Source organism: Pseudomonas sp. GW822-FHT02D10 (genome assembly GCF_058802345.1).
In genome coordinates this window covers 1-24,319 of record NZ_JBXAOB010000019.1, presented here as the reverse complement: position 1 = coordinate 24,319, position 24,319 = coordinate 1, and the positions used below count along the sequence as shown (strand labels likewise).

At 58.2% G+C, this 24,319-nt stretch carries 21 protein-coding genes and 3 pseudogenes; 9 read left to right on the top strand and 15 right to left on the bottom strand.

From position 1 onward, the window contains the following. Positions 1-21: 21 nt before the first annotated feature. The 6 genes from AC1RPZ_RS23735 to tssI all read right to left on the bottom strand — a co-directional run bounded on the left by AC1RPZ_RS23735 (position 22) and on the right by tssI (position 7,411). A complete protein-coding gene (locus AC1RPZ_RS23735; RefSeq protein WP_493139880.1) occupies positions 22-684 on the bottom strand; it encodes a class I SAM-dependent methyltransferase in 663 nt (220 codons plus the stop codon). Between the two features lie 108 nt (positions 685-792). Then, positions 793-2,175: a glutamine synthetase family protein gene (locus AC1RPZ_RS23730; protein WP_493139878.1), complete on the bottom strand. Its 1,383-nt coding sequence runs from the start codon at positions 2,173-2,175 to the stop codon at positions 793-795. 173 nt (positions 2,176-2,348) lie between these two features. Continuing rightward, positions 2,349-2,603 (bottom strand): hypothetical protein, encoded by a 255-nt coding sequence (locus AC1RPZ_RS23725; protein ID WP_493139876.1) that lies wholly within the window; start codon positions 2,601-2,603, stop codon positions 2,349-2,351. After that, entirely contained in the window at positions 2,590-3,261 is a 672-nt protein-coding gene (locus AC1RPZ_RS23720; RefSeq protein ID WP_493139874.1) for a DUF2931 family protein, read from the bottom strand. The genes AC1RPZ_RS23725 and AC1RPZ_RS23720 overlap by 14 nt, the downstream gene beginning before the upstream one ends. A gap of 60 nt (positions 3,262-3,321) precedes the next feature. After that, positions 3,322-3,993: a DUF2931 family protein gene (locus AC1RPZ_RS23715; protein WP_493139872.1), complete on the bottom strand. Its 672-nt coding sequence runs from the start codon at positions 3,991-3,993 to the stop codon at positions 3,322-3,324. Further along, complete coding sequence (gene tssI / locus AC1RPZ_RS23710; RefSeq protein WP_493139870.1) at positions 3,986-7,411, bottom strand: type VI secretion system tip protein TssI/VgrG; 3,426 nt, start codon at positions 7,409-7,411, stop codon at positions 3,986-3,988. The genes AC1RPZ_RS23715 and tssI overlap by 8 nt, the downstream gene beginning before the upstream one ends. A 258-nt stretch (positions 7,412-7,669) precedes the next feature. On the opposite strand from tssI, the gene AC1RPZ_RS23705 reads away from it, so the two are divergent. Beyond that, a complete protein-coding gene (locus AC1RPZ_RS23705) occupies positions 7,670-8,452 on the top strand; it encodes a transporter substrate-binding domain-containing protein (protein ID WP_493139868.1) in 783 nt (260 codons plus the stop codon). On the opposite strand, the gene cynR is transcribed toward AC1RPZ_RS23705, so the two are convergent. Beyond that, positions 8,446-9,318, bottom strand: coding sequence for a transcriptional regulator CynR (cynR, locus tag AC1RPZ_RS23700; protein WP_493139866.1), 873 nt, complete (start codon positions 9,316-9,318; stop codon positions 8,446-8,448). The two genes, AC1RPZ_RS23705 and cynR, sit on opposite strands and share 7 nt — an antisense overlap. Before the next feature lie 109 nt (positions 9,319-9,427). Here cynR and AC1RPZ_RS23695 point away from each other — a divergent pair, with 109 nt between their 5' ends. The 3 genes from AC1RPZ_RS23695 (at position 9,428) to AC1RPZ_RS23685 (ending at position 11,739) form a co-directional block, all read left to right on the top strand. Then, the gene (locus AC1RPZ_RS23695; protein ID WP_493139864.1) at positions 9,428-10,087 is read left to right on the top strand and encodes a carbonic anhydrase; all 660 of its coding nucleotides are present in this window, start codon (positions 9,428-9,430) and stop codon (positions 10,085-10,087) included. A gap of 35 nt (positions 10,088-10,122) precedes the next feature. Then, positions 10,123-10,593: a cyanase gene (cynS, locus tag AC1RPZ_RS23690; protein WP_493139863.1), complete on the top strand. Its 471-nt coding sequence runs from the start codon at positions 10,123-10,125 to the stop codon at positions 10,591-10,593. A 210-nt stretch (positions 10,594-10,803) separates the two neighbouring features. Next, on the top strand, positions 10,804-11,739 hold the full coding sequence (locus AC1RPZ_RS23685; RefSeq protein ID WP_493139862.1) for a LysR family transcriptional regulator: 936 nt from the start codon (positions 10,804-10,806) through the stop codon (positions 11,737-11,739). A gap of 18 nt (positions 11,740-11,757) precedes the next feature. On the opposite strand, the gene AC1RPZ_RS23680 is transcribed toward AC1RPZ_RS23685, so the two are convergent. The 6 genes from AC1RPZ_RS23680 to AC1RPZ_RS23655 form a co-directional block, all read right to left on the bottom strand. Next, positions 11,758-12,123 carry a 5-carboxymethyl-2-hydroxymuconate Delta-isomerase gene (locus AC1RPZ_RS23680; RefSeq protein WP_493139861.1) on the bottom strand — a complete coding sequence of 122 codons (366 nt, stop codon included), beginning with the start codon at positions 12,121-12,123 and terminating at the stop codon, positions 11,758-11,760. A gap of 84 nt (positions 12,124-12,207) precedes the next feature. Then, positions 12,208-13,398, bottom strand: coding sequence for a low temperature requirement protein A (locus AC1RPZ_RS23675; protein ID WP_493139859.1), 1,191 nt, complete (start codon positions 13,396-13,398; stop codon positions 12,208-12,210). An 84-nt stretch (positions 13,399-13,482) separates the two neighbouring features. Next, positions 13,483-14,421, bottom strand: a complete 939-nt coding sequence (locus AC1RPZ_RS23670; protein WP_493139857.1) for a LysR substrate-binding domain-containing protein — start codon at positions 14,419-14,421, stop codon at positions 13,483-13,485. A gap of 143 nt (positions 14,422-14,564) precedes the next feature. Continuing rightward, entirely contained in the window at positions 14,565-14,951 is a 387-nt protein-coding gene (locus AC1RPZ_RS23665; protein WP_493139855.1) for a GtrA family protein, read from the bottom strand. Next, positions 14,948-15,658, bottom strand: a complete 711-nt coding sequence (locus AC1RPZ_RS23660) for a class I SAM-dependent methyltransferase (protein WP_493139853.1) — start codon at positions 15,656-15,658, stop codon at positions 14,948-14,950. Before AC1RPZ_RS23660 ends, AC1RPZ_RS23665 begins: the two co-directional genes overlap by 4 nt. A gap of 286 nt (positions 15,659-15,944) precedes the next feature. Beyond that, positions 15,945-16,136 (bottom strand): YegP family protein, encoded by a 192-nt coding sequence (locus AC1RPZ_RS23655; RefSeq protein WP_123582192.1) that lies wholly within the window; start codon positions 16,134-16,136, stop codon positions 15,945-15,947. Between the two features lie 425 nt (positions 16,137-16,561). Here AC1RPZ_RS23655 and AC1RPZ_RS23650 point away from each other — a divergent pair. After that, positions 16,562-16,852, top strand: a pseudogene (locus AC1RPZ_RS23650) (MFS transporter); the annotation flags it as partial. A 224-nt stretch (positions 16,853-17,076) separates the two neighbouring features. On the opposite strand, the gene AC1RPZ_RS23645 reads toward AC1RPZ_RS23650, so the two are convergent. Beyond that, on the bottom strand, positions 17,077-17,247 hold the full coding sequence (locus AC1RPZ_RS23645; RefSeq protein ID WP_493139852.1) for a hypothetical protein: 171 nt from the start codon (positions 17,245-17,247) through the stop codon (positions 17,077-17,079). Between the two features lie 326 nt (positions 17,248-17,573). Here AC1RPZ_RS23645 and AC1RPZ_RS23640 point away from each other — a divergent pair, with 326 nt between their 5' ends. Together AC1RPZ_RS23640 and AC1RPZ_RS23635 are read left to right on the top strand one after the other, a co-directional pair. Further along, positions 17,574-17,858 carry a DUF3077 domain-containing protein gene (locus AC1RPZ_RS23640; protein ID WP_493139850.1) on the top strand — a complete coding sequence of 95 codons (285 nt, stop codon included), beginning with the start codon at positions 17,574-17,576 and terminating at the stop codon, positions 17,856-17,858. Continuing rightward, positions 17,855-18,121 carry a short-chain dehydrogenase gene (locus tag AC1RPZ_RS23635; RefSeq protein WP_103316269.1) on the top strand — a complete coding sequence of 89 codons (267 nt, stop codon included), beginning with the start codon at positions 17,855-17,857 and terminating at the stop codon, positions 18,119-18,121. Before AC1RPZ_RS23640 ends, AC1RPZ_RS23635 begins: the two co-directional genes overlap by 4 nt. A 438-nt stretch (positions 18,122-18,559) precedes the next feature. Here the strand turns inward: AC1RPZ_RS23635 and AC1RPZ_RS23630 are convergent, their stop codons facing one another. Further along, positions 18,560-23,242 carry a hemagglutinin repeat-containing protein gene (locus AC1RPZ_RS23630; RefSeq protein ID WP_493139848.1) on the bottom strand — a complete coding sequence of 1,561 codons (4,683 nt, stop codon included), beginning with the start codon at positions 23,240-23,242 and terminating at the stop codon, positions 18,560-18,562. Positions 23,243-23,301: 59 nt separating this feature from the next. On the opposite strand from AC1RPZ_RS23630, the pseudogene AC1RPZ_RS23625 reads away from it, so the two are divergent. Together AC1RPZ_RS23625 and AC1RPZ_RS23620 are read left to right on the top strand one after the other, a co-directional pair. Next, positions 23,302-23,526, top strand: a pseudogene (locus AC1RPZ_RS23625) (LysR family transcriptional regulator); the annotation flags it as partial. Between the two features lie 324 nt (positions 23,527-23,850). Continuing rightward, positions 23,851-24,012, top strand: a pseudogene (locus AC1RPZ_RS23620) (DUF6124 family protein); the annotation flags it as partial. Positions 24,013-24,319: the final 307 nt, after the last annotated feature.

The following is a 24,319-nucleotide window of genomic DNA, read 5'->3' as shown; positions in this document are numbered from 1 at the left end:
GCTGCACACCCATAATAGAAGCTAGTCGGCTTTATGCAGCACGTAGACCCGCGGCAAGTCGCTGCCGGGCAGAGTGTCCAGGTATTTGAGAATATTGAAGCCCGCTTGCTGGAACTCCGCCTCAAGCTCGACCCTGGTGGCCAGCTGACGCGGCTCCGGGTCCTCGCCAAACCGCGCACGCAGCGTGAAATAACCGTCGAGCTGTACCGAGACGATCAGCGTGTCACGACTGACGCGATGGAACTCACGCAGTATCGCCAAGCGGTGTTCAGTGTTTTCGATGTGCTGAAACAACCGCATGCAAAAAATGCAGTCCACGGCGTTTTCCGGCAAACCAATAGTGAATGCCGAACTCTGAAAGGTTTTGACCCGCTTGAGTAGCTCAACCGGATGGTGGGTCTGGGCGTGGTTGAGCATTTCCTGGGACGGATCGGTGGCGAGAATCACCCGGTTGCTGTGCTCGGCCAGTACCGGCCAGTTGCCCCCTGCCCCGCAGGCCACATCGAGAATCAGCCCCGGCTCGCCGGCCACCTTGAGTGCGCGCCGCACCAGTCGCTTGCCACGCCACTGCAAAAACCGCTGCACCAGCCCACGGGGATGCGGCTGGAGGCAGACTCGAGCGTGCTCCTGATCGTAGCGTCGAGCAAATTCGTGCTCGACTGAGGAAGGTGGTTGCGCAGACATAACTGGCGACTCTTGATAAAGGGAACGACTGACTGGCGACAGGTTATCAAGCGGCGCGTGAAAAAAAGGTTTAATAACGACACAGGCTCTGGTCTGCCGCTTTCAGCATCACGCCTGATGCAAGTACCAGCGCCAGTCCTGCTCCCCGACCTCGCCCATGAACTGACGGTACTCGGCACGTTTCACCGCCAGGTAAACCCCGAGGAATTTCCCGCCGAATGCATCCCGCGCCCAGGCCGAGCCTTCCAGTGCGCGCAAGGTGGTCAGCCAGTCGGTCGGCAGCAACTCGCTGGCCTGGGCGTAACCATTGCCTTCGACCGGTGCGCCGGGGTCGCGCTGTTCGCGAATGCCGCGATGGATACCGGCCAGAATCGCTGCGGCCGCCAGGTAAGGGTTAGCGTCAGCGCCACAAATGCGGTGCTCGATGTGCCGGGAAAACGCCGGTCCGCCCGGCACTCGCAGGCTAACGGTGCGGTTGTCCACGCCCCAGGTCGCGGCCAGCGGCGCGTAGCTGTTGGTCTGAAAACGCCGATAGGAGTTGGCATTCGGGCAGAACATCAGCAAGGAATCGAGCAAGGTGCTGAGCATGCCACCAACCGCGTGTTTGAGCAGTGGCGTACCGTCCGGCGCTTCGCTGGCAAACAGGTTGTTACCGTCCTTGTCCGCCAGGCTGACGTGCATGTGCATACCGGCGCCCGCCAGGTCATCAAAGGGCTTGGCCATAAAACACGCGACCATCTCGTGCTTGTGCGCCACGCCTTTGACCAGACGCTTGTAACGCACCGCTTCGTCCATTGCTTGCAAGGCGTCGCTGCGGTGTTCAAGGGTGATTTCCACCTGACCCGGGGCATACTCGGAAATCGCCGTGCGTGCCGGAATACCCTGGAGTTTGCAGGCCGCATAGAGGTCGGCGAGAAACGGTTCGATCTGTTCCAGCTCACGTAACCCGTAGACCTGGGTCGCTCGTGGCCGGCCTCCGTCGACATCCCTCGCCGGTTGTGGTCGACCATTACTGTCGCGTTGCTGGTCGAGCAGGTAAAACTCCAGCTCCGCCGCCATCACCGGGTAATAACCGTCAGCCTTCAGCCCGTCGATGACCTTGGCCAGCAAATGCCGCGGATCGGCCACGGTCGCCGGCATGCCCTCCTCCGGGTGCATGCTGACTTGCACCGCCGCCATCGGAATCTGCCGCCACGGCATGCGCTGCAAACTGCCGCTAACCGGATAGGCGCGGCAGTCGATGTCGCCGACCTCCCAGACCAACCCGGAGTTTTCCACGTCCTCGCCATTGATCGTCAACCCGAGGATGGTGCTCGGCAGTGGCCGGCCACTTTCATAGACCGCCAGCAGTTCATCGCGATGGAGCAATTTGCCCCGTGGCACGCCGTTGTTGTCGAGGATGAACAACTCGAACATCTCGATATCCGGGTTGAGCTCAAGAAAGGTCAGGGCTTCTTGCTTCGGGGCAAAGGGGGTCGTGGCAAAACTCATGGGAACTCTCTATTTACGCGTCAGGCAAGCGCGCAGGCGCTGCCGGTTGTATCCATCGCCGCTGGCGAGGATTTGTCTGAAAACTCAACGGGAAATAGAGGCATCCGGTGGGCGCGCATGGCGACAGTGCCATAGCGCCCAAAAGGCCAGTTCAGAAGGAAGTGCAGACAGGTTCAGCGCGGTAGCGGGTGTGAATCGACGGCGATGCTGACGACATGACGCATGAGCGCCAGGCAAAGCTTCGGGGTGAGTGCCGACTGAGCAACCGTCCATAAAGTAAACCGCAGAACACAGAGGCTGAGCAGCGTCACACGCAGCGATAAGTCGTTAAATCCAGACTTGAAGAACCTTGGTTGCTGATTGGCTAAACATTCGCTGGGGTGTTTGTTGATCGACGCGGCAGCGGGATTGTTGTTACCAGGAACCATAAGGAATTCCGAATTTTTCTACGTAGGCTTTGGATTCTTCTGAAAGGGGTCGATGTTTTCCGTTGGACATGCCTCCGTAGGGGCCTTCGGGGTTGATCGTGCCTACTACGCGGGTGACCTCGGTTGCCTTCAGGCACGGGCCTCCCAAATACACTTTGGCGATACCGCCAGGTGCCAAGCCAATAATCAGAATGTTTCGGTAATCGGTTTTCCATTTGCCAACCGCGCCGCAATAAGCTTCTTCGCTCTTGAGCATGGTGGTTCGAGCCGATTCGGGGATTTCGATATACGCCTCATAGGTTTGCGGCTCGGCCAGCGATTGCCAGCGCACGTAGACCAAACGGGGTAGGTCAGCTCCGATTACGCGCCGGCCACTGCCCGTCGGATGCTCAGGCCACCCTTTGGGTTTGCCGCGAAACGTCGTTGGTATGCCTTTACTGAAGGCCGTCGGATAGCCGGTAGACACTCTTCCGCTGCCCGCACCGCGGAACACACGCTCATTGATATCAACGACATCCGCCGTTTCAATCCAGGCTTCCATGTAAGGTCGGCCGAAGAAATTGAGATCCCAGGTTTCATATGGAAGTGCTCGACTTTTTCCGAGCGCGCACCCGCCCAATAAAAAGGCCATCAACAGCACAAAGCTTTTCTTAAGCATTGGGATGTACCACCCGCACATGCGAAAAACAAGGTTCTTAACTCCATGAAATAACGCTCTTTACCAGCTTCCATAGGGAATGCCGAACTGGTCGATGTAGGCTTTGGATTCTTCTGACAGAAAGTAATACTCACCATTTGTCTTGCCCCTGTAAGGGCCTTCGGGGTTGATCGTGCCTTGTACGCGGGTGACTTCGGTTGCTTTCAGGCACGGGCCTCCCAGCCACACTTTAGCGATACCGCCCGGTGCCAGACCAACAATCACCAGCTTTCGGTAGTCCGTTATCCATTTACCATCTGCACCACAAAAGGCCCTTTCGCCCTTGAGCATGGTGGTTCGAGCTGACTCCGGTATCTCGATATACGCCTCATAGGTCTGAGGCTCGGCCAACGACTGCCAACGTACGTAGATCAAACGAGGGAGGTCAGCTCCGGTTACGCGCCGGCCACTCCCGCCCGGATGCTCGGCCCATCCTTTTGGCTTCCCGTTAAACTTTGCAGGTATGCCTTTACTGAATGTCCTCGGATAGCCGGTAGACACTATTCCGCTGCCCGCACCACGAAACACGCGCTCATTGATATCAACGACATCAGCCGTTTCAATCCAGGCTTCCATATAGGGCGGCCCAAAGAAACCCAGCGTCCAGGCGTCATAAGGAAACGCTCGATTTTTTCCGAGCGTGCACCCGCCCAAAAAAAAGGCCATCAACAGCACAACGCTTTTCTTAAACATTGGGATGTACCACGCGCACATGATTAGTGGCTGGCCGATTGATAAACAGAATATCCAGATCGCTATTCTTGAAGCCTTTGACGGCGTTCCAGTTCGCGGAGAGATGGATATAGCACCCAACGAGCAAAGCCTCTTCGTCCAGGCTCAAACCCACACGGCGGGTTTCACCCAGTGCGTAAGCCATCAGTTTTTTGGTGATGGGTTGCAGTTCATCGGGTAACGCAAATTTTGGATCGTTCTCTTTGATTGGGTTAAACGGCACATCGTGTCTGACAGACAACTCACGCATAACCCTCAAGTAAACCAAGGCCAGTTCATTACGCACTTCCCGCTGGCTGCTGACAGCCGCATACACATGCTGCCACTGTTCGTGGTCACCTTTGACCTTGCGTTCAAACTTCAGCCCCCAGGTTTGCACCTGCAATGGCAGATCATGGAGGTTGAACTGATCCTGAAGGCGATGCAGCTCGGTTTGGGTCCAGCGATAGGCAATGGATCTCGTGGAGGGCACGTGAGCATCCTCGGTGCTACGGAATGGCTTGCTCAGCAGAATCCGCTCGGCAGCGCGAGGCAGATAACCGCCGCCAAGGTCAGAATGAACGCCCGGCAGCACGATATCGGCAGCACCTGCACTGTTGAGCGAGAAGTTGTGGCGGCGCTCGTCCCGCGCCACCAGATGCACGACTTTTTTGGCCGTGTCCGGCGCCAGGTACAGGTTTACGCCGGAATTGTTGGCGTCGTGGATGCTGACGCCGCCACTGGAAAGGCTTGCGATGGCAGCCACGGTGTCGAAGATACCGATGAAGTTGATGGAGAGATCGGTCTTGACGCGCCAGGTAAACTCCTCGACGAACAGTGGCGAGTTGGCCGGCAGTAGCGTGGCCAATGGGCTCTGTTCTCCTTTCAACACTTCGTTGGCGAAATGCCGAGCGGCAGCGGCGCCCCGACTGAAGCCGAAGATATCGAACTCAATGCGTTCAACTTTTCTTTCAGGGTTCGACAGCTCAAACCGTCTAACACGTTCAAGAATGAGCGCCGGACTCTGCGCAACTCGCTCCAGAACCCCGTGTTCACCCAAGCCGGTAGCTTGTGAGTAAAGCGAGTCCTCGTTACCTGCACTAGTACCGATGCCATCCAGATAAACGCGGATGAACCCTATGTTCTCTTCAGCAGCAATTTGAATCTCGCTGTCATCCTTGTACAGGTCATACAGCTTCGCCACATTACTGCTGTCATTCCCATAACTGTTATCCGGCGCTCCTCCTTTGCCGTCATACCCATGAGCCTGACAAAACTGCCGAATATCCTCAGCCAGCGTCTCCAGCCCCACATCCCGTGCATGGCACCCGGCAACCGTTTCACTGTTGGACCGGTTGTTGCCCGTGCCATCGAAGAACATGCCGATCCGTAAGGTTATGCCTTCCAGTTCGACCTCTTCCTCCTCCTCTTCCAGTTCGTCCGGGTCGCTGCCCTCCAGTGGCGTGTTCGCCGAGAGAGGGGCCGGCGAGAGCAGTCCCGCCACTGCCCCCGGCAATAATGCATGAGCGGCCATGCCGGTCACCGGTTCGCCGCCCTCGACGATGGCCACACTGCTGAAGATGCCCGCTGCGTTGATCACCAGGTGATGGTCACCGGCCTTGAGCGTCAGGCTCATGTTGGCGTCGACCACCACGTTGGCGGCAGTGAGGTGGGCCTGCGATCCGGCCTGCATCACCAGCGAACCCACCGCCGTCGTGCTGCTAGTGCCATTGATCGTGACCAGCTCATCAGCGCCAATCACCGTGCTACGCACGCCTTGGGTGGTGTGCAGTTCGTCGCCCTTGATCAGGCTGGTGCTGTTGTTGTTCACCTGTTCGAAGCGGTCGTTGCTGATCAGGCTGCGGCTGTCGTTGAGGATCAGGTGCTCGAGGTCACGCTGGGCGCGCAGGTAGATTTTTTCCTGCCCGGCGCGGTCTTCAATCGACAGTTCGTTGTAGCCGCCACTGCGCGGCGAGCTTTGGCTGCGCAGAACCGTTCTGGTCTTGTTCTCGGGCAATGGATGAGCGACGGATGTGACCTTGTTGACCACGCAACCGGTCACTAACGGATTGTCGGGATTACCTTCCAGAAAGGTCACGACCACTTCCATGCCGACACGCGGGATGGTCACTGCACCAAAACCCTCGCCGGCCCAACTGGATGCAACCCGCAGCCAGCAACTGCTGTGTTCGCTGTCGCGCTCGGCCCGGTCCCAGTGAAACTCGACTTTGACGCGACCATATTCATCGCAGTAGATCTCTTCGCCGACGGGGCCGGTGACACGAGCGGTTTGGCAGACCTGCACAGGTTTGCGCGGCGGCAGCGGTGGGCGGTAGAACACGTCCCATGGAATGGCGCTAAAGCTGTTGCGGTAGCCTTGGGTAAAGCCGTCTTCGGGTTTGGCGTTATTGGTGATCGCTTCCTCCAGTGATTGAGGTTGTCGCCCAACGTGCTGAACGCTGACCAGCAGCCATAAGTCGTTGTACGATTTGCGCGGATGCTCGGTCAGGTCGAAGAAGTGACCGCTGCGCAGGCTCGGCTGGTCGCTGTTGCCCTCGGCCAGTTGATAGTCGGTACGGTGCCGCTCCAGGGCCTGCCGGGCGAGCTGTTTGCCGCGTTTTTCGTTCTCGATAAACACCGGATAGCGATAGTCTTCAAGCTCAGGGCTGAACTCGGCGGTGAAGCGGCTTTCCAGCAACAGGCTCGGGCGCTTCAGGTCGTAGTCGCGGCGCGTGGCCGTGCTGGTGCGGGTGCTGAAACGCAGGGAGAACTGGCTGACGATCGGGTGCTCCGCCACCAGGCCGGCGTCTTGCTGATAAGGGGTTGCGCCCAGTTTGGGAAACCAGGTCTGGTCGTCGCTGAACACCAGCACGTGGCCTCCGGGCGAATGCTGATGGTGCCACGCAATGCCGTCTTCGGCGCACAGGCGCTGGACTAGTTCGAAGTCATTTTCCCCATATTGAGTGCAGTATTCGCGCTCGGGACTGGTGCTGATATTGAAGGTAAAAGCATCGGCCTGGATGCCGTGACCTTTGAGCACCTGAGCAATGATTTGCGGCACGGTCAGGCGCTGGAAAATCCGCTGATTGTGGCTGAGCTGCAAGTAGTGCAGCGCCGGCACCAGGGTCAGCTGATAACGGGTCAGGCGCTTGCCGGCTTCACCCGCCAATACCTCTTCAATACGGCCATGAATGCCTTCGCCGTTCAGCCCGAACTGGAGAAACGCGGGTTGGCTGAGCAGGCTCTCCAGATCGAAATCCGGGTACTCGCTGACCAGTTCGACGTGGATGGCGTACAAGGTGCTGATGGCTTCGGTGCCGTCGAAGGCCAGCACCTTGAAATCGTTGCGAACACCGGGAATCTGCAGTAAAAAGTGCGCCGTATTGGACGGTTGGAACATTCGCTTATCCTTTAGCGGAATGGAAACAACGCGCGATATTCAAACCGTCCCTGGTCTTGCTCGCGAGAACTGCAGAGCACGCTAGCAAGGCGGCAAGCGAAATAATGTAGGAAGAGTCTCGGTCGTCAGTCGGAGCGCTCCGTATTGCAAAGTGTTGCGTCAGCATCCAACTCGATGGGCCCTACGCTGTGCCATCACACTTGGCCACAAATACTGACGCCGCCCCTTCCACTTTTGGCCACACTCAAGGACGACCCGATGAAAGCTCGTTTACTGCTCTGCTCCTTGCTCACATTCAGCGTCCAGGCCTATGCCCAGAATGCGCCCTCGCACCTGGACCAGGTGATTGCACGCGGTCACCTGAATGTCTGTACCACTGGCGATTACAAGCCTTACACCTATCTGCGTGCAGAGGGAGGGTACGAAGGGATCGATATCGCCATGGCCCAATCCCTGGCGAAAAGTCTGAACGTCGAGGTGCAATGGGTCCCCACCACCTGGAAGAACCTGATGACGGATTTTCTGGCCAACCGCTGCGACATCGGCATGGGCGGCATTTCGGTATCACTGGAGCGGCAGAAAAAAGCCTTTTTCAGCGACACGCTGGGCATCGACGGAAAAATCCCACTGGTGCGCTGTGAAGATAAACACCGCTATCAAACCGTCGAACAGATCAACCAGTCCTCGGTGCGGCTGATCGAGCCCGCAGGAGGCACCAACGAAGTATTCGCCCGCACTCACCTGCCCAACGCCACGCTGACCCTGTTCCCGGACAACGTAACGATTTTCGAGCAACTGCTGGAAAACAAGGCCGACGTGATGATCACCGATGCTTCCGAAGCACGGTATCAACAGAAGCAAAAACCCGGTTTATGCGCGGTCAATCCTGAGCAGTACTTGCAGTACAGCGAGAAAGCCTACTTGCTCCCTCGCGATGATGTGGCCTGGAAGAGCTATGTGGATCAGTGGCTGCACCTGAGCAAAGCCACGGGTGCCTATGATGCGGTGCTCGCTCAGTGGTTGGCCGCACCCGGTCACTGAGCACTGACCAGCGCTCTGAATGCCTCACTCGCCGCGCTGCGATAAGCCCCTTTGCGACTGAGCAATGCCACCGTGCGCGGTGGTAACGCCGGATGCAGCGCCAACGGCCGCAATCCTGGCAACTCACGGGCGATAGCCTCGGGGAGAATGGTCGCCAATGGTCCGCGACGAACAATCTCGACAATCGCACTGATGGAGTTGGCTTCGATGGCAATGCGCGGCGCTATGCCCTGCTGTCGGCAGTACAGGTCGATGTGCTGACGGGTCGCGAAATCGCCGCTGAGTAACACCAGCGACTGCTGGCCCAGCGCCTGGGCGTCGAGTGATTGCTGCCGGACAAAGCCTGGATGCGCCTCGCTGACCACCAGGCTCAAGGTTTCGGCAAACAGTGGCTGGCTTTCGATGTCCGCCAGATGACTGCCGGTGAATGCGATGCCGATGTCCAGCCGGTCTTCGGTGAGCGCAGCCTCGATCTGGTTCTGGGTCATTTCCTCGACGCTCAGGCTGATCCCCGGATAGAGGCTGTTGAAACGTGCCAGCAACGGGCCGATCAGGTACGCGGTGAAGGTTGGCGTCATGGCCAGCCGTAACGAGCCGCGTGTCAGATCTTGCACATCGTGTATCGCTCGTTTGGCCGCCTCCAGGTCCTGCAGGGCCAGCCGCGCATAACGCACGTATGCCTCGCCGGCATCGGTCAACCGCACCGTGCGCCCGGAGCGATCGAACAGCGGCGCACCGAGCGAATCCTCGAGTTGCTTGATCTGCTGTGACAGCGTTGGCTGCGAAACATGCAGCGCCTCGGCTGCCCGAGTGAAGTTGCAGTGTTCGGCGACCGCAAGCAGGTAGCGAATATGGCGTAACACCATGGCACTCCAACTATAGGCATGACTTATTGAAACCATAATAAGCCGGTCTTGGACGCTATAGCTGAAAACTTTCATCCTTGCCCCATCAACGACGCAAGGAGAACACGCCATGCAAGACATCATCGACGGCTTCCTGAAGTTTCAACGCGATGCGTTCCCGGAACGCAGCGAACTGTTCAAGCAACTCGCCACCACCCAAAGCCCTGGCACATTGTTTGTCACCTGTTCCGACAGCCGCGTAGTCCCGGAACTGCTGACCCAGCAGGAACCCGGCGACATGTTCGTCATCCGCAACGCCGGCAATATCGTACCGTCCTACGGCCCGGAGCCGGGCGGCGTGTCGGCCACGGTTGAATACGCCGTCGCCGTGCTCGGGGTCAGCGACATCGTGATCTGCGGACACTCCGACTGCGGCGCAATGACCGCCATCTCGACCTGCAAATGCCTTGATCACCTGCCCGCCGTCGCCAACTGGTTGCGTCATGCCGAGTCGGCCAAGGTGGTCAACGCCGCCCGCATTCACGCCTCGGCGCAAGCGCGCCTGGACTCGCTGGTTCGGGAAAACGTAGTCGCCCAACTGGCCAACCTCAAGACCCACCCTTCAGTTGCACTGGCCCTGGAACAGGGTCGCCTGAACCTGCACGGCTGGGTCTACGACATCGAAAGCGGTTCGATCGCCGCACTGGACGGCGCCACTCAGCGCTTCGTCTCGCTCGCCGAACACCCGACGACCTGTGCGCTGACCCGCAAACAGCCACACGCCGCCTGACCCACACTTTTTACGTAACGAAAGAGGAAATCACCATGCTGCAATCTCAATTCGCTCAAGCCCCACGCCTGGCCCTCGCCGACACCATCATCGACGCCAAGGCACGTAAAAACCTCTCGTGGCAGGACCTCACCGATGGCACTGGCCTGAGCCTGGCGTTTGTCACCGCCGCCCTGCTTGGCCAGCATCCGCTGCCGGCTGACGCGGCCGAGGTGGTCTGCGCCAAACTCGGTCTGGACCAGGACGCCAGTCGTCTGCTGCAAAGCGTACCCCTGCGCGGCAGCATCCAGGGTGGTATCCCGACTGATCCGACGGTCTACCGCTTCTATGAAATGCTCCAGGTATACGGTTCGACCTTGAAGGCGTTGGTCCATGAGCAGTTCGGCGACGGCATCATCAGCGCCATCAACTTCAAACTGGACATCAAGAAAGTCGAAGATCCGGAAGGTGGTTCCCGTGCGGTGATCACCCTGGATGGCAAATACCTGCCGACCAAACCGTTCTGATAGCAACAAAGACCGCAGCTCCCACGGGGGCTGCGATTTTTCGTGCGACCCTGGGAACCGGTGGGACAGACGTCGTGTTCATTACAGTTTCTGTCCCACTCTTGTCCGTGAATTATCCTACTGGCCATTCTCCTGGGACTATCGTTCCGTTAGCATCGCTCGCACACGTTTGCGCACAACTTGCGCAACGAGCGGAGTGAGACAGTACGGATGCTGAACAGTAACTTGCTTAGAAAGCTCGACATGCAGGACCTCATGGTGTTCATCGCGGTGTATGAACAAAGCAGCGTCACCGGTGTATCTGAAGCGCTGTTTGTCAGCCAGTCCACGGTGAGTTACTGCCTGAAGAAGCTGCGCACCAGTTTCGAGGACGATCTGTTCATCAATACCCGCACGGGTATGCGTCCGACCTGCAAAGCCAACACCATGTACACACACGTGCTGAAGATTCTCGAAAGCATCAACCTGTGCCATGCCGGCGCTCAGGCGTTCGACCCGACGCGGCAAGCCGTGACCTTCAACATCTGTGCACCGGAATACTTCGAACAGCTGATCCTGCCGCGGCTATTGAAGAACTTCGATTTCGCCGACCTGCCGGTGATCGTCAATGTGCACAAACTCGAAACCGACATTCCCGCCGACGAACTGCGCGATGGCAGCCTCGATCTGGTGATTTGCTTCGGCCCGAACGTTCATCGCAGCCACAGTGACTTCAGATCCCAGGTGTTGCTTGAGGACGATCTGGTGTGCGTTTTCGATAAGCGGGCGACGCCACTGGAACCGCGCATCAGCCTGAAAGCCTACGTCAAGCGCCGACACGTGTTCCCCACGCCATGGACCTCCACCACCAACATGGTCGACGGCTGGCTCGCCCAACAGGCGCAGAAACGCCAGATCGTCGCGCGCGCCAACAGCTATAGCGCTGCGCTCAAGTTGATCACCGGTACTGACTTCATCCTGACCATGCCCCGACGTATCCAGCACCTGCTGGCCAAAGACTCGGTCTTCAGCCATTGCGAAGCACCGAACGGCGTACCGGGATTCACCCTCAATATGCAGTGGAGTCAAACCAGCGAGCTGGACAGCGCCAACACCTGGCTCCGTGAGCAAGTAGTCAAGGCCTGTGCGGAACAGGGATTTCTCTGAGGGTCAGCGCACAGTGTGTCAGTGGCTGATGGCAGTCTTGGTGTAGGAATCGCGATCAATATCCAGAATCTCGACGCACAGCTGCACATCGACACTGGTGGGCCATTCGCAGAGTTCCTGCAACACCGCCAGCAGGCTTTCGGACAATTGCTTCTTGATCGCTGGCGAGCGCCCGCTCAGCAGGGCCAGCTTCACATGCACAAAACCACGTTCGCCCCGCCCGGTACCGACCCGGAATGCACCGACCTGCACCGCACGGCTCTTGATATCGAACTCCGCAGAAAACTGCCCGGACGCCACCAATGCGTTGTTCAAGCGCAACAACGCCACATCGGCATTGAGGTTCGGCAGGTTGGCGGTGTATTCCATGTGCAGGTGAGGCATTGCGATGCTTCCTAAGGATTGAATGAAGGGTCGTACCTATACCACAGAACAATCCTGCTCTTGCCCACGAAAATACCGCGTCGATCAATGCTCCTGCGTCGGGAGCGACTCGCGCAGTGCCAGCGTTTCCCAAGCCGCCACCAGAATCATCACTGCGGTCGTCAGCCCGCCCAGCAGCAACGCTGAAAACAGCTGATTCAGCGCGGCCGGCAACAGCGCGAGCAGCAACGCCAGCCCCACCAGATGAGACAACGGCGGCAAAATCCTATCGGCCATTACCCACTTGAACAGCGCGCACCCCAGCAAGAACAGCCAGGGCCCGGCGACGATCACGATAATTCCGGCATCGCTCGCATGCTCCGGGTGCACCAGCACCAGTTCATCGGCCACCGCACTGACGATGATCCCGGCAACGATCAAGACATGCAGGTAGGTGTAGGCAATCCGCGCCTGGCGCCCGGGGTCGCTGGAGTGCGCAATACGGTGGTGAGCGCGCTCGGCGCCGCTGTCAAAATACACCCACCACATGGCCACGCTGCCCAGCACGGCAATCAGAAACCCGGTCAGCGCCTGCCCGTTCAGCAGCAGATCGGCGAAGGTTGCACCGGTCACCAGCAGCGATTCACCCAAGGCAATAATCACAAACAAACCACAACGCTCGGCCATGTGATTGCCCTCGACGTTCCAGTCGGCCAGCGTAGAACGGCCGAGCCCCGGCACCCAGAAGTACAACGACGGCGAGATCAACTCGATTAGCAACGCCAGTGCCCAGCAGGTCAGCCGCTGATCGCCTTCAAGCAGCGCACCGCTGATCCAGAACACCCCGGACAGCGTCATCCACGCCAGAATCCGCTGGAAGTTGCGAGTCATGTTCAGGGGCTCGCCGCGCACCGCCCAGATCGCGAACAGCGTGCGGCCGACCTGCATGAAGACAAAGGCTGTGGCGAACATCAATCCACGGTCGGTGAAGGCCTTGGGTATCGACGATGACAGCAACAGGCCGGCAACCATCAATCCGAACAGACCCAGGCGAATCGGCAACTTTTCGGGATCGAGCCAGTTGGTCACCCAGGAGGTGAAGATCCACACCCACCACACCGCCACCATCATCAACGCGACCTGCACCGCGCCGGCGATTGTCAGGTGCGCGAGCAAGGAGTGGGAAAGCTGGGTGACGGCGAACACGAACACCAGATCGAAAAACAGCTCGACCATGCCGACCTTGCCACTGTCTTGGCTGCCGCGCCCACGCAACAGAGAACGGGAACTGCTCATGGGATGGATCTCCGGTCAATCATCGGGAATACGCGTGGAGCAAAGCAGTCCACTTACCCGCAAGCAAGGCATCGGCACTGGCCGTCAGAGCGGTTTTAGGCCCTGAGTTTCTGACAAACCGCGCTCGCTCATGAAGGCCTCGAGCCGCGCCCGCAGCCAGCGTTCGGCGGGGTCGGTATCGACGTGACTCAGCCAGACCATGGACAGGTCCAGGGTCGGCGTTTTGAACGGGAACGGTTCCATGAACAACTGGCCCGAGGCGGCCATCGCCGCTGCTGCGTAGTCCGGCAGGCTGGCAACCAGGTCGGTCCCTGCGAGCAAAGCCGGCAAGGCACTGTATTGCGGCACCGAGAGCACCACCTGACGCTTGCGACCGATCTCGGCCAGCCACTCATCGGCAAAACCGCTGACATTGGCCGTGTGCGAGACCAGCACATGGGGTCGCGAACAGTATTCGTCGAGGGTCAGAGGTGTATCAGAGACATCGGCGCGCAGTATGCAGGGCTGAATGTGCCGCAGCAGTTTGCGCTTGGCATTGGCCGGCAGACCGCGGGTCTGGCTGATGCCGACCGTGATGTCCCCGGACGCCAGCAAGTCCGGAATTCGCCAGTAATCGACATGCTGAACCACGAACACCACTTGCGGTGCTTCCTGACGCAATGCGCGCAACAGTGGCGGCAGCAAACCGAACTCGACGTCATCGGACAAACCGATGCGAAAGGTCATGGTGCTGATGGCAGGATCAAAGTTGTGGGTCAGGCTCAACGCCGAGGACAACGCATCCAACGCCGGCGAGAGATGCTGAATGAGCTCCTCGGCCCGCGCCGTCGGCTCCATGCGGTGGCCGACCCGGATAAACAGCGGGTCGTTGAACATCACGCGCAAACGATTGAGTGCCGAGCTGATGGTCGGTTGCCCGAGAAACAGCTTCTCTGCCACCCGCGTCACGTTGCGCTCAAGCATCAGCGTCTCAAACACCACCATCAAATTGATGTCGGCCTTGCGCAGTTCATTGCGATTCATCTGCTGCCCCCAGTCCCAAAGACTGGGAGCAGTGTAGAAAGGCCTGGGGGCTGGCGTCTATCGGCATAAGCGCCGTTATGCGACGGCTTACGTGTCCACCACACCCATTAACAGGGGCAGCAATGCGATCGCCCAATGCTTCTTCATCTATATGTCCAGAAGTTATGCAGCACAAAGGTGAAGGCCGGAATCGTCAGTGCCACTGCCCCGATCCCCAGCAAATAATGAAGCCCGGCCATTTGCGCGGCCCAGGCCACTACCATCGCCAGCAATAAACCGGCGCCCGAGACCGCCATGAAACGCATCAGCGTTCGGCCGTGCAGTCGGCTGGAAAAGCTCCAGGTCGTGTTGATCACGTAAGAAACTACTGTCGCCACAACGAATGCCACGCCATTGGCCAAGGGCGGCACCGGCAGCACATAGTTGATGAACAGCACGGCAATAACTGCGTGAAGCGCCGTGACCAACAGGCCAGTCACAGCAAAACGCAGGCCACGCTTGATCAGGGCTGATTTTTCGCCTGACGTCACGGCTTCTGAGCCAGGACAAACACCGTCAGACCTGCCAGACGGTTAACACCCATGAAGGGAAGTTCAATGCTGCACAAGGTCTTGAGCAGCGTATTGACCAGCGGATGATGCTGCTTGAGTTGCGAGCGTGGCGGCGAAGGTTGTGCGCCTTTGGGCGACAGCCGCAGCATCGCCGCAATCGGGAACACCAGACCGAAGTAGTAAGCGCCCTGCTTCACCGTCAAACCGGCGTCCCTGGCCACCGTCTCCAGTTGCGGCAAGGTGTAGCGACGTTTGTGTTCGAGAAAGTCATCGTGCCCGCTCCAGAGAAACTGGAACGCCGGCACCGTTATCAGAAAACGGCTACCGGACGGGACTTTATCGACGTAGGCCTTGAGCAACCCGACGTCGTCATCGACATGCTCCAGCACGTCCATCAGCAGCACCAGATCGGCGTCCACCGAATCGATCGTACGACGGTAGTGCAGCGGTTTACCGGCGGTTGTGGCGTCCGAGTCCGCGTCGTAACTGATGTCCACGCACCAGGCTTCGGTGGCGGCTGAATGGGTCAGCAGATGGCGGGTAAAAAAACCGGACCCGGCGCCTACGTCGAGAATCTTTTCGATCGGGGTATTACCCAGCAGGCGAGTCGTCGCCGCCGCTTTTGAACAGTAATACCAGTGCTGGTCGATGCTTGAACCGAGGATGTCGGTTTCCTTGAGATCCATGATTCAGTCCTTGGCGTTATAGACACGACGCGGTTGATGTCCGGCGCCATGAGCCAAGTCGCATTAAGCGGGAGCGCGGAAGGTGATGCAAGGGCGAAACTGCGGCGGTTTTGGTCATTCACTCGAGAAGGCGTTTGAATGAGAAACCCGCCCGATATCAAGCCAAACATTTTAGTGTATGACCTGATTCATGAGAAATCAGGGCATAAACAGCCTTAAGGCCTACCCCACGAAGCTGCCCGATCTGCCTGAGCAGCTTCGTTTCAACACACCAGGCAGATACTGCCTAGATTTCCTTCACCGACGTTTCGTTGTGGACGCTTTTGATCAACCCGATCACGTGCAAGCAATCCGCCTTGTTGACGTACGACTCGCCACTGGCAACCGTCTCATGATTGGCCGCCCTTAAACGCCAGCGCCATTGGCCCTTCCCGGTAAGCAGGGTGCCTCGGGATTGCCTGTAAATCTCAAAGTACATGGTTCGCTCCTTGCGACTGCTGATAACGACAGACTCCTGGTCTGTGCAGGCAGAGTAGACGAATGATTCAAGATTTAACGGCGTTCAAAAGTTAGCAAATATTGCCGAAGGAACACCCTGTCTCGACGAAAGCCAACAGACACTGAGGCCAGTAAAAAGGGTGACTGAGCCCAGTCACTTTTCAGGAAGCCGTACTTATTTTTCATACAGCGCCTATGCCGCATTCATCCCGTTCATCTCACCCAAAACCCCGCGCAAACAAGATCAGTCCGTAATCGCCCCCGGTCAATGCCTGTCGCGGTGACGATCTACGACAACAGGGGCTCTTCAGACCGGGGTAATGCGATAAGCGCAACGGCGGGCATTCATCAGCATGTGCTCCACGCGCTCGACCCTGGCTTGCAAAACCTGCTCGAACACATTCAGTTCGTCACGAATCGAGCACCCTGACGCGCCTGCTGCCCAAGAATGCCTTGCGGTTCAATACCCCGCTCTGTGCGCTGTACGCGACCATGGGGCTGTTGGTGATTGGCATGACCAGCGAGATTTTCGTGCCGTACTTCCTGCAAACCCTGCACGGGCAGATACCGCTGATTTCCGGCTACCTGGCAGCACTCATGGCGGCGGGCTGGACGTTGTCTGAAGTGATGAGCTCCGGCTGGCGCGAGCGTGGCGTGCGCCGCGCAATCATCAGCGGCCCAAGGTCGCTGCTTGCGGCGGCCGAAAAGGATGGAATGAGCAACTGACTTGATCGTTTCTGACCCGTGCGATGTTTTTTAATTTGCCGACTGCGACGCCGCCGAAAAAATGGGCTATTTTCCACCAACGTCCATAATGAGACTGTTTCGATTCAATCACCGTGTTGCACGTCACACTGCGTTCGTTGATCACGTCACCGTTGACGGCCGTGAGGCTGGCGTCCCGCCCGGCGATGGTGCTGCTAATGTTGCGTCTGTGCATTGATCAGCAGATTCGCGCCACTGGTGAGGCCGGACGCCGCCGAACTGGCGGTCACGCGCAGACTGTCGGTTTCGTCGACTTCCCACAGTCCATTGATGCCGCCCCAGTCGCGCTCATCGCAACCGGCCCCCGGGATCTGCGAACACGGCAACTGTCATCCCCGGAACAAACCTACAAACAAACCATCTGCGTCAGACCTTGGGCCGATTGACTGCCACAGCCTCACTCCCTATCCTCGCGCCTGTCACGACTCATTCGTGATCGGGTTTGACGGCTCGGCAATTCCAAGATGCGCATGGTTCCTCAACTTTGCTCGTGCACTTGTGTGCTCGCTGCACAGCTTAATGGTAACTGTGTGCGGGGCACTTTCGAGTGCGCCGGGTATCTTGGACCGGTCCGTCAACCTGCGCACAGTTGCCACCCATTCGTTTGACGGCGACCCAGTGGCAGCTCTCTGACTTCCAAGGAGCTACACCCATGACCGATCCAACCACAAAATCCACCCCCTTCGCCCGCTGCGACCATGTCGACCATTACCTGTTCGCCGTCCAACCCGACATTCCGTTACTCGACGCACTCGAACACGCCTCGGTCTACCTGAGCTGCGCCGAAGCCCTCGCCCATCAAGCCCCCACCGCCACCCGCCCGGAACACATCGCCTCGTTACGCTGGGCCAGCCAGCAGATGCTCGGCACCGCTCGATCATTGGTCCAGGCTTCGATCGACGGACTGCACGCCGCCCAACCGGGAGATGACGCATGAACCCGCACATGCCGATGACCAACAACGATTGCGATATCCCGGTGCTGCTGGTCGCCACCCAAGCGCCGCTGGATGTGCTGCACAGCAACGCCGCTGCACGGTTTCTGGCGGTCACACAGATGATGGAAAGCCTGGCCAGCCTCGACATTGCCCATGCCAAAGGCGCAGACGTGCAGCAAATCGCCCACGCAGCGGCCATGCTGCTGCGTGATGGCTGCGATGTGATGGATGTGTTGGGGCGCCAGATTCGGGCGCAGCACTGAAGTAACGCATGCGCAGTTCCCGCACGTTGCGGGGGAAGGACCAACTGAGCCTCAGACCGTGCGTGCAAAATCTTGCAAAACGATGGTGCTCAACGCCGTACCCCGCGATAACCATGTACCTCATCGCGGGGTACGATTTATTTGAGAGTAAGGCTCGTTTTCAGAGTGAGCCCAATGATGGAGCCTTCTAAGCCGCAATCAATTTGCAATCACCAACCTCCACGCCCCGTTATAAACGCCCTTACATAATCCCAGCGGTTAACTGTCCAGTACACAGCCAATATGAGTGACAAGGGAAAACCTACCCATATGAAAACCCAATCCGAATCAGTACCTATAAGCAAGGAAATGAGAGAGGCAAGCATCATAGCGATAAATGTACTTACACCCCAAACAATTGCCAGCAAGGCGAATGACAAAACCACAACCCCGAATAGTTTATTTCTTCTCACTTGAAGCCTCCTCATAAAATTTAAACCCTTTTTCACCCAAGGACTTAAAATACATAGCCATTGCAGTGCCATAGGGCGTAGGAGTACCCAATCCAAAAACAAAGTAATTATTATCCACAGCTCTCACAGCAACCCCAAATATTGACTCAGGTCTATTAAGACCATCTGCCAAGCCCATTTTCAGAGGTGCTTTGACGAAGCCGGCACCTAAAGACAGAGCGAAGTCAAATCCGCTATATAGCAAAGGACCGTAGTCGCCTGGAATTTGTGCAAAAGCTTCCTTGACAGGATTATTGCTACCCTTGTCATTAGCAAAATGATTCCATAAGCCCGTACCACCTTCGACCACATTACCCACGCCAAAAGTAGCCATTGGGATTCCGAGAACACATCCAGCACCCGTTGCACACAACGTATAACCAGAAGCCACACCCATCCCCCCACCCACCGCGGTGGCGGTGGCAGTGGCCAGTGGAATCACGTCTCGAGTCCCTAGGTCCAACACGCCGTCAGTAAAAGAATAGTTAAACAAGCCTTTATCTCGTTGGGCATCAGCCCACTCAAGCTCATTGCTTAAACCAACCATGTCCGCCTCGGTAAGGTAGGTATCATGATATTCCTTGCTTCCTCGATCATGTTGAGCCCAGCACTTGATGAGAAAGCATACCGCTTTCTCAAGATTCTCTTTTTTGAAGTCCCCTTTCGCGGCCTCGGCGTCGATGGCATCCACCTCAATGCCATGGATCTGCCTGTTGTAGACATCCACCGACACGGCATTACCACCCGCAACAACTGAGCCATAAATGCCTTTACCAGCTCCGGCAACAGTCCCCACGCCGGCTGCAATCAAGGTAGCCAATGCATCCTGGTCAACGCCTGTAATCCCGCTTTTGCCCAATGCCTCAGCGATAGCAGGCATCAGTGCGGCCGAAGCACCAGCGCCTATAGCGCCGCTTTGAACACTACCACTCGACAACCCCATCGCCGCTCCAGCCAAGGCATGCAGCAGTACTCGCGCAGCCCCGCCTTCAGCCCAGGCAGCTTGCGTTGCACTATCGGTGGCTTTGCGCTTTTGCATGTCGGCGTAATCGCCGATTTTATTAAATATGTCGCTAGCGGATGTATTGGCGACGATGCCAATAGCGGTGCTGCCGCCTGCACCACCCAATCCCGCAGCGATCAGCCCCGAAGCAATATCGGCGATCATTTTCTTATCGCCGCCCACCTGCCAACGATCTGCCTCTACCTTGGCATCGGCTGCTGCCAGTTTTTCCGCAGGTGTTACGGCCTTCTCGCTCTGTTCCTGCGCCGCATCGGCCTTGGCTTTGGCAACCGTACTGATCACGCTGCTAGCCAGTTGCACCGTGCTCTGAATAAGATCAATCCGCTCCTGCATCGCCTTTTCATCGGGCTTGTCCAGTTTCTGATTGGCGTTTGCGGTATCCCGATTCAGCCCGACCAGGTCATCCGCACCCTCGGCGTTACGCACGATGATGGTGCCTTCGCTGACCGCACTGCGGGTGCTGCTGTGGTCCGAATCGCTGAGCGACAGCGGAACGCTACCGCCCAGGATCGTGCCGGAGTTGCTGCCATAGGACGCACTGAAACCAGCCGACTGGCTCTGGATCTCGCTGATATTTTTGATGTCGCTGACGATCAACCGATCGGTGCTGAGCAGGTTCTTGTCCGCAGACGCCGCACTGGCAATCACCGCCCCCTGCAAGGTGGTCTTGTCACCGACAGTGATGTCGTAGCCACCCTTGCCGGCGAATAGACCAGTCTGGTCCGTCACGGCCTTGTAGTCGCTGTTCATGTTGCCAGCGGCCAGGCTGGCCGAAGCTGTCACCGGTGCGCCGTAGCAGAACGGCGGAATGCAGATGCTCCCGCCGAAACCGGCACTGCCCTGTTTGCTCCTCTGGGTCTCGCTGTCCTGACGCGAGGTGATGGTGAGGTTGCCATCGACCTGCGCCTGAATGCTATCAGCACGCACCTGCGCGCCGGCCAGGGTGGTGTCCTGCCCACTGTGCAGGGCGAGAGAGCCGGTATCCAAAGTGCTGTTGACTTGGGTAACGGAACCACCGGTGCCCATGCTCTTGGCGATTGACGCCCCCAGGTCGAGGGTGAATCCATTCTGCTCGCCGAGATTGAAGCTGGCGCCAATCGCGGTTTTGTTGTTGCTGCTGTCATTGGCCCAGTTAGCCGTGTTTTGCGCGCTTTCCAGGGTGATGTTGTTTTTAGCCAGCAATACGGTGTCGGCCGCTTTCAAGCTGCTGCCTATGACATGGATATCACCCAACGTTCCCGGCGCGCCGCCATCGGCGATGATCGCCAGGGTTTTTCCGGCATTGAGCGTGCTTTGCTTGGCGGTCTGACTGTCGTACTCGCTGGTGCTGGTGTTGTGGGTGCTCGCCAGTTCGGTGCCGATCTTGATCAGCGAACCGTTACTGGCCGAACCCTTTTTGTCCCCATAATCCGCGCCGGCGCCATCGGCACCGGCCGCCATGCCACCCAGACCATTGAACGCCAACGCCGCCTGAGCCAGCTTCACCGCCTTGAGTCGCGGATCGTCAGCGTTGTTTGCCGCTTTGACCGCACTGCGAATGGTGTTGACCGTATCTACAATCGCGCCGCCAACCACTCGCCCCACCGCAAAACTGCTGGACGTGTCGGTACTGCTCTGGCTCGCGCTTTCCATACCGGCGGCGATGGTCACTTTGGAGCCGATCAGGCTCATGTTTTGGGTGCTGACCAGGTCGCTGGCGATCACGCTCAGTTCACGGCCACTGGTGAGGCTGACGTTGCCCTCGCTGGAGCCAATTGTGCTGCCCGTCAACGTGGTTTGAGACGACTTGCCGGTATGGTTCTGGCTGCTGACCGACAGGTGCTGGTTGCCGGTGATGTCATCCACGCCCAGGTTGTTGGCGGTGACTATTCCCATTAGGTCGCGGTTCTTTTCCTGGTGCATTTCGTCGCGGGTGAAGGTGTTTTCCGCCGCGTTGATGGTCAGGTCGCGCCCGGCCTGTACGCTCAGGTCCTGGGTACTGACCAGCGATGAGCCGGTGATGGTGGCGTCACGGCGAGCGGCGACATCCACGGTATTGCCCGAGATAACACTGCCGACTGCCTTGGTTTGGGTTTCCGCGAACTGGTCCTGCATCTTGCTCGACTTCAAACCGCCCCAACTGCTTTTGCTGGAGCTCTTCTCGTGGCGAGCACTGTTGGAGTCGGTGACCGCGACAATCTGTACGTCATTACCCGCGACCAGTTGAACACCGCCTTTATCCGCCGCGACCTCGCTGCCTTTGATCAGCAGGTCTTTACCGGCCAGCAGAACGCTGTTGCCCCCTGAGGTCACCGCGCTGGCGATGTTGGTCGTGCTGGCCACTTCATCGAGCTGACTCTTCTTGCCCGACGAGCTTTTCGAGGTCTTGTTGTAAAAACTGTAATCACTGTCTTCGGCAGTCTGGAGGGTCAGGTTGCCACCAGCGACCAAGTACGCCTCATTCCCCGCACTCACCCGACTGGCAGTCAATCCCAGATCCTTGCCCGCGTTCAGCGCCACACTGCCACCGGCAGTGATCGTGCTGGAGACTTGGTTGATGTGGGTATTCACCTCTTTGTAGCTATCGTGCCAGCCTCTGGAATCACTGACATTGGCCGCCGAAGAAAGGCTCAGATCTCCCGTCGCGCTCATGGCGACATCACGCTTGGCATCGATCTGGCTGGCGATGACCGTCAGATCACGACCGGCAACAACCGACAGGTCTCGTCCAGTCGTAAGGGTGGAACCATGCTGTGTGATCTGTTTTTTCGAGTGTTCGGGGTCGTCCCGGGTGGTCAGCTGCTCGGCCGAACCAATGCTCACATCACGACCGGCGCTGATGAGCGTGTCGAGTCCGCTCTGCAGGACGCTGCCTTGGTTGGAGACATCGCGCCCAGCGCTGATGGCCAGGTTGTTCGCCGCTTCGATGCGCGCCGCACTGTCAACAAAGTCGTGGTGCTCGGTGATCAGACCGTTGCTACTGCCGTGGGAAGTGACAGTGCGTTCGTTAACCACATCGCCATTGACCGCCGTCAAACGCACATCACGCCCGGCGATGATGCCCCCGGCCTTGTTGGTGAGGGTGTTCCCCGCCAACAGGTCCAGGCGATTACCGGCCTGCACCAGACCGCTGTTGACCAGGTTGTTGCCGGCGACAGCGGACAGGTTGTTGGTCGCTTTCAGGGTGCCGGCGTTGTCGAGGTTCTGGCCGGCGATCAGGGTCACGTCGCGGCCCTCGATCAGCGCGCCGTCAGGGGCCAGGCGGTTGTTGGCGTTGGCCAGGTACAGCACCGGCACCAGCACGGTCTGGCCGTCGACGACTTCACTTTCCATCCAGACGATGTCGTGAGTCAGCGCGGCGACCTGTTCGGCGGTGAGGCTCACACCGACAGACAGGTTCAGCGCGTTCTTGCTGGCGATGGCGTTGTCCATCAGGTACTTGAACTGGGCCTCGTTCGAGGTTTTACCATCGATGAACGCCTGCCCCGTGCCAGCGACGACCGCTTGCTGGACCAGCCGCTGTTCGTAGAAGCCGTCACCCAGGCGCTTGGCGCTTTGATCCGGGTTGTAGCGGGGACCGGCCAACAGGTAATCCGAGCTCATGAACTGCTTGAGGTCGGTGAGCACCGGGTTGGTTTCGATCAGGTATTTCTGCGGGTTGGACTGGCTTGCGCTACTAGAGAACAGGGGACCTCGCCTTCATCCTGTCCGGCAAACATGTCGGCTATCTGCCTGACCATTTCGCCCGCTCGTGGGAAGACAACGGTTTGCTCAAAGCTGTTGGCCAACTGGAGTTGAGTTTTGACGTGACCTTCCACCTGGCCCGACACCGTGCGCAGGTGCCGGGGGATGCGCAGTTGACGTTTGAAGAGGATTTGCTGACGGCGTTTAATTTGTCAGCCAACGGATAAACCGCAGGCTACAACGCCTTGCGTCACGGCCTACACCTGCGCCAGAATCCGCCGGCTTGTGCGCTTTGGTCCTCGCCTCTATCGTTTCCGTGTCGCTGATTATCAGCGATCGGGTTTAGCAGCCCGGGTATTCTCTAGACGTACAGCGTCCACCGTTCATGAGCAGGTGTTTTTATGCCTGGTAGTTCATGTTATGGCGGCTTTGCGTGGGGCACTTCGGTGCGCCGGGTTCTAGAGTCCTGGTCTGCTAACCCGCGTCCAGCCGCCACCCCTAATTCGTCTAGCAGCGATGTGTGGCAGCTCCACAACTCTAGGAGCTTCACCATGTTCAAACCAACTCAAAATCCCCCCGAAACCGACCCCGTTTCCCCCTACGCCTCCCTCGACTCAAAAGAACTCCACGCCGCCGCACACCGCGCGCTCGACCATTTCCTGGTGCTACCCGAAACCAAGGCATTGTTAGCCGACCGACGCCCTGGCTGCATCGGTCGCGGTAGGAATGGCAGTCACCTGCCATTCCTACCGCGACCAAAGAGTGGTCATTGAGTGCCAGAACGATAATCTCTGCTCGCACGACGCTGTTTACTTCTCGATGCTTCATGCGGGCATTGCTTTGCGAAAGGAAGTATTGAGTTGGGATGGCAGCTACTTATCTATGGTTGAATGCAAATGGGTGGGCAAGTCTGTGCAATTACCCAGACAGAAACTTTCCAGCGGGCAAAACAAAACCCCTACCTGCATACGCAGATAGGGGTTTCGGAATTTAATCTTGACGATGACCTACTCTCACATG

Excerpts from the sequence above, each read along its gene's own strand:
- AC1RPZ_RS23720 (WP_493139874.1), bottom strand. The coding sequence starts at position 3,261 with ATGCTTAAGAAAAGCTTTGTGCTGTTGATGGCCTTTTTATTGGGCGGG.
- AC1RPZ_RS23715 (WP_493139872.1), bottom strand. The coding sequence starts at position 3,993 with ATGTTTAAGAAAAGCGTTGTGCTGTTGATGGCCTTTTTTTTGGGCGGG.
- AC1RPZ_RS23640 (WP_493139850.1), top strand. The coding sequence starts at position 17,574 with ATGACCGATCCAACCACAAAATCCACCCCCTTCGCCCGCTGCGACCAT.
- AC1RPZ_RS23660 (WP_493139853.1), bottom strand. The coding sequence starts at position 15,658 with ATGGATCTCAAGGAAACCGACATCCTCGGTTCAAGCATCGACCAGCAC.
- tssI (WP_493139870.1), bottom strand. The coding sequence starts at position 7,411 with ATGTTCCAACCGTCCAATACGGCGCACTTTTTACTGCAGATTCCCGGT.
- AC1RPZ_RS23635 (WP_103316269.1), top strand. The coding sequence starts at position 17,855 with ATGAACCCGCACATGCCGATGACCAACAACGATTGCGATATCCCGGTG.
- AC1RPZ_RS23730 (WP_493139878.1), bottom strand. The coding sequence starts at position 2,175 with ATGAGTTTTGCCACGACCCCCTTTGCCCCGAAGCAAGAAGCCCTGACC.
- AC1RPZ_RS23670 (WP_493139857.1), bottom strand. The coding sequence starts at position 14,421 with ATGAATCGCAATGAACTGCGCAAGGCCGACATCAATTTGATGGTGGTG.
- AC1RPZ_RS23725 (WP_493139876.1), bottom strand. The coding sequence starts at position 2,603 with ATGGTTCCTGGTAACAACAATCCCGCTGCCGCGTCGATCAACAAACAC.
- AC1RPZ_RS23705 (WP_493139868.1), top strand. The coding sequence starts at position 7,670 with ATGAAAGCTCGTTTACTGCTCTGCTCCTTGCTCACATTCAGCGTCCAG.
- AC1RPZ_RS23735 (WP_493139880.1), bottom strand. The coding sequence starts at position 684 with ATGTCTGCGCAACCACCTTCCTCAGTCGAGCACGAATTTGCTCGACGC.
- AC1RPZ_RS23655 (WP_123582192.1), bottom strand. The coding sequence starts at position 16,136 with ATGTACTTTGAGATTTACAGGCAATCCCGAGGCACCCTGCTTACCGGG.
- AC1RPZ_RS23685 (WP_493139862.1), top strand. The coding sequence starts at position 10,804 with ATGCTGAACAGTAACTTGCTTAGAAAGCTCGACATGCAGGACCTCATG.
- cynS (WP_493139863.1), top strand. The coding sequence starts at position 10,123 with ATGCTGCAATCTCAATTCGCTCAAGCCCCACGCCTGGCCCTCGCCGAC.
- cynR (WP_493139866.1), bottom strand. The coding sequence starts at position 9,318 with ATGGTGTTACGCCATATTCGCTACCTGCTTGCGGTCGCCGAACACTGC.
- AC1RPZ_RS23695 (WP_493139864.1), top strand. The coding sequence starts at position 9,428 with ATGCAAGACATCATCGACGGCTTCCTGAAGTTTCAACGCGATGCGTTC.
- AC1RPZ_RS23675 (WP_493139859.1), bottom strand. The coding sequence starts at position 13,398 with ATGAGCAGTTCCCGTTCTCTGTTGCGTGGGCGCGGCAGCCAAGACAGT.
- AC1RPZ_RS23680 (WP_493139861.1), bottom strand. The coding sequence starts at position 12,123 with ATGCCTCACCTGCACATGGAATACACCGCCAACCTGCCGAACCTCAAT.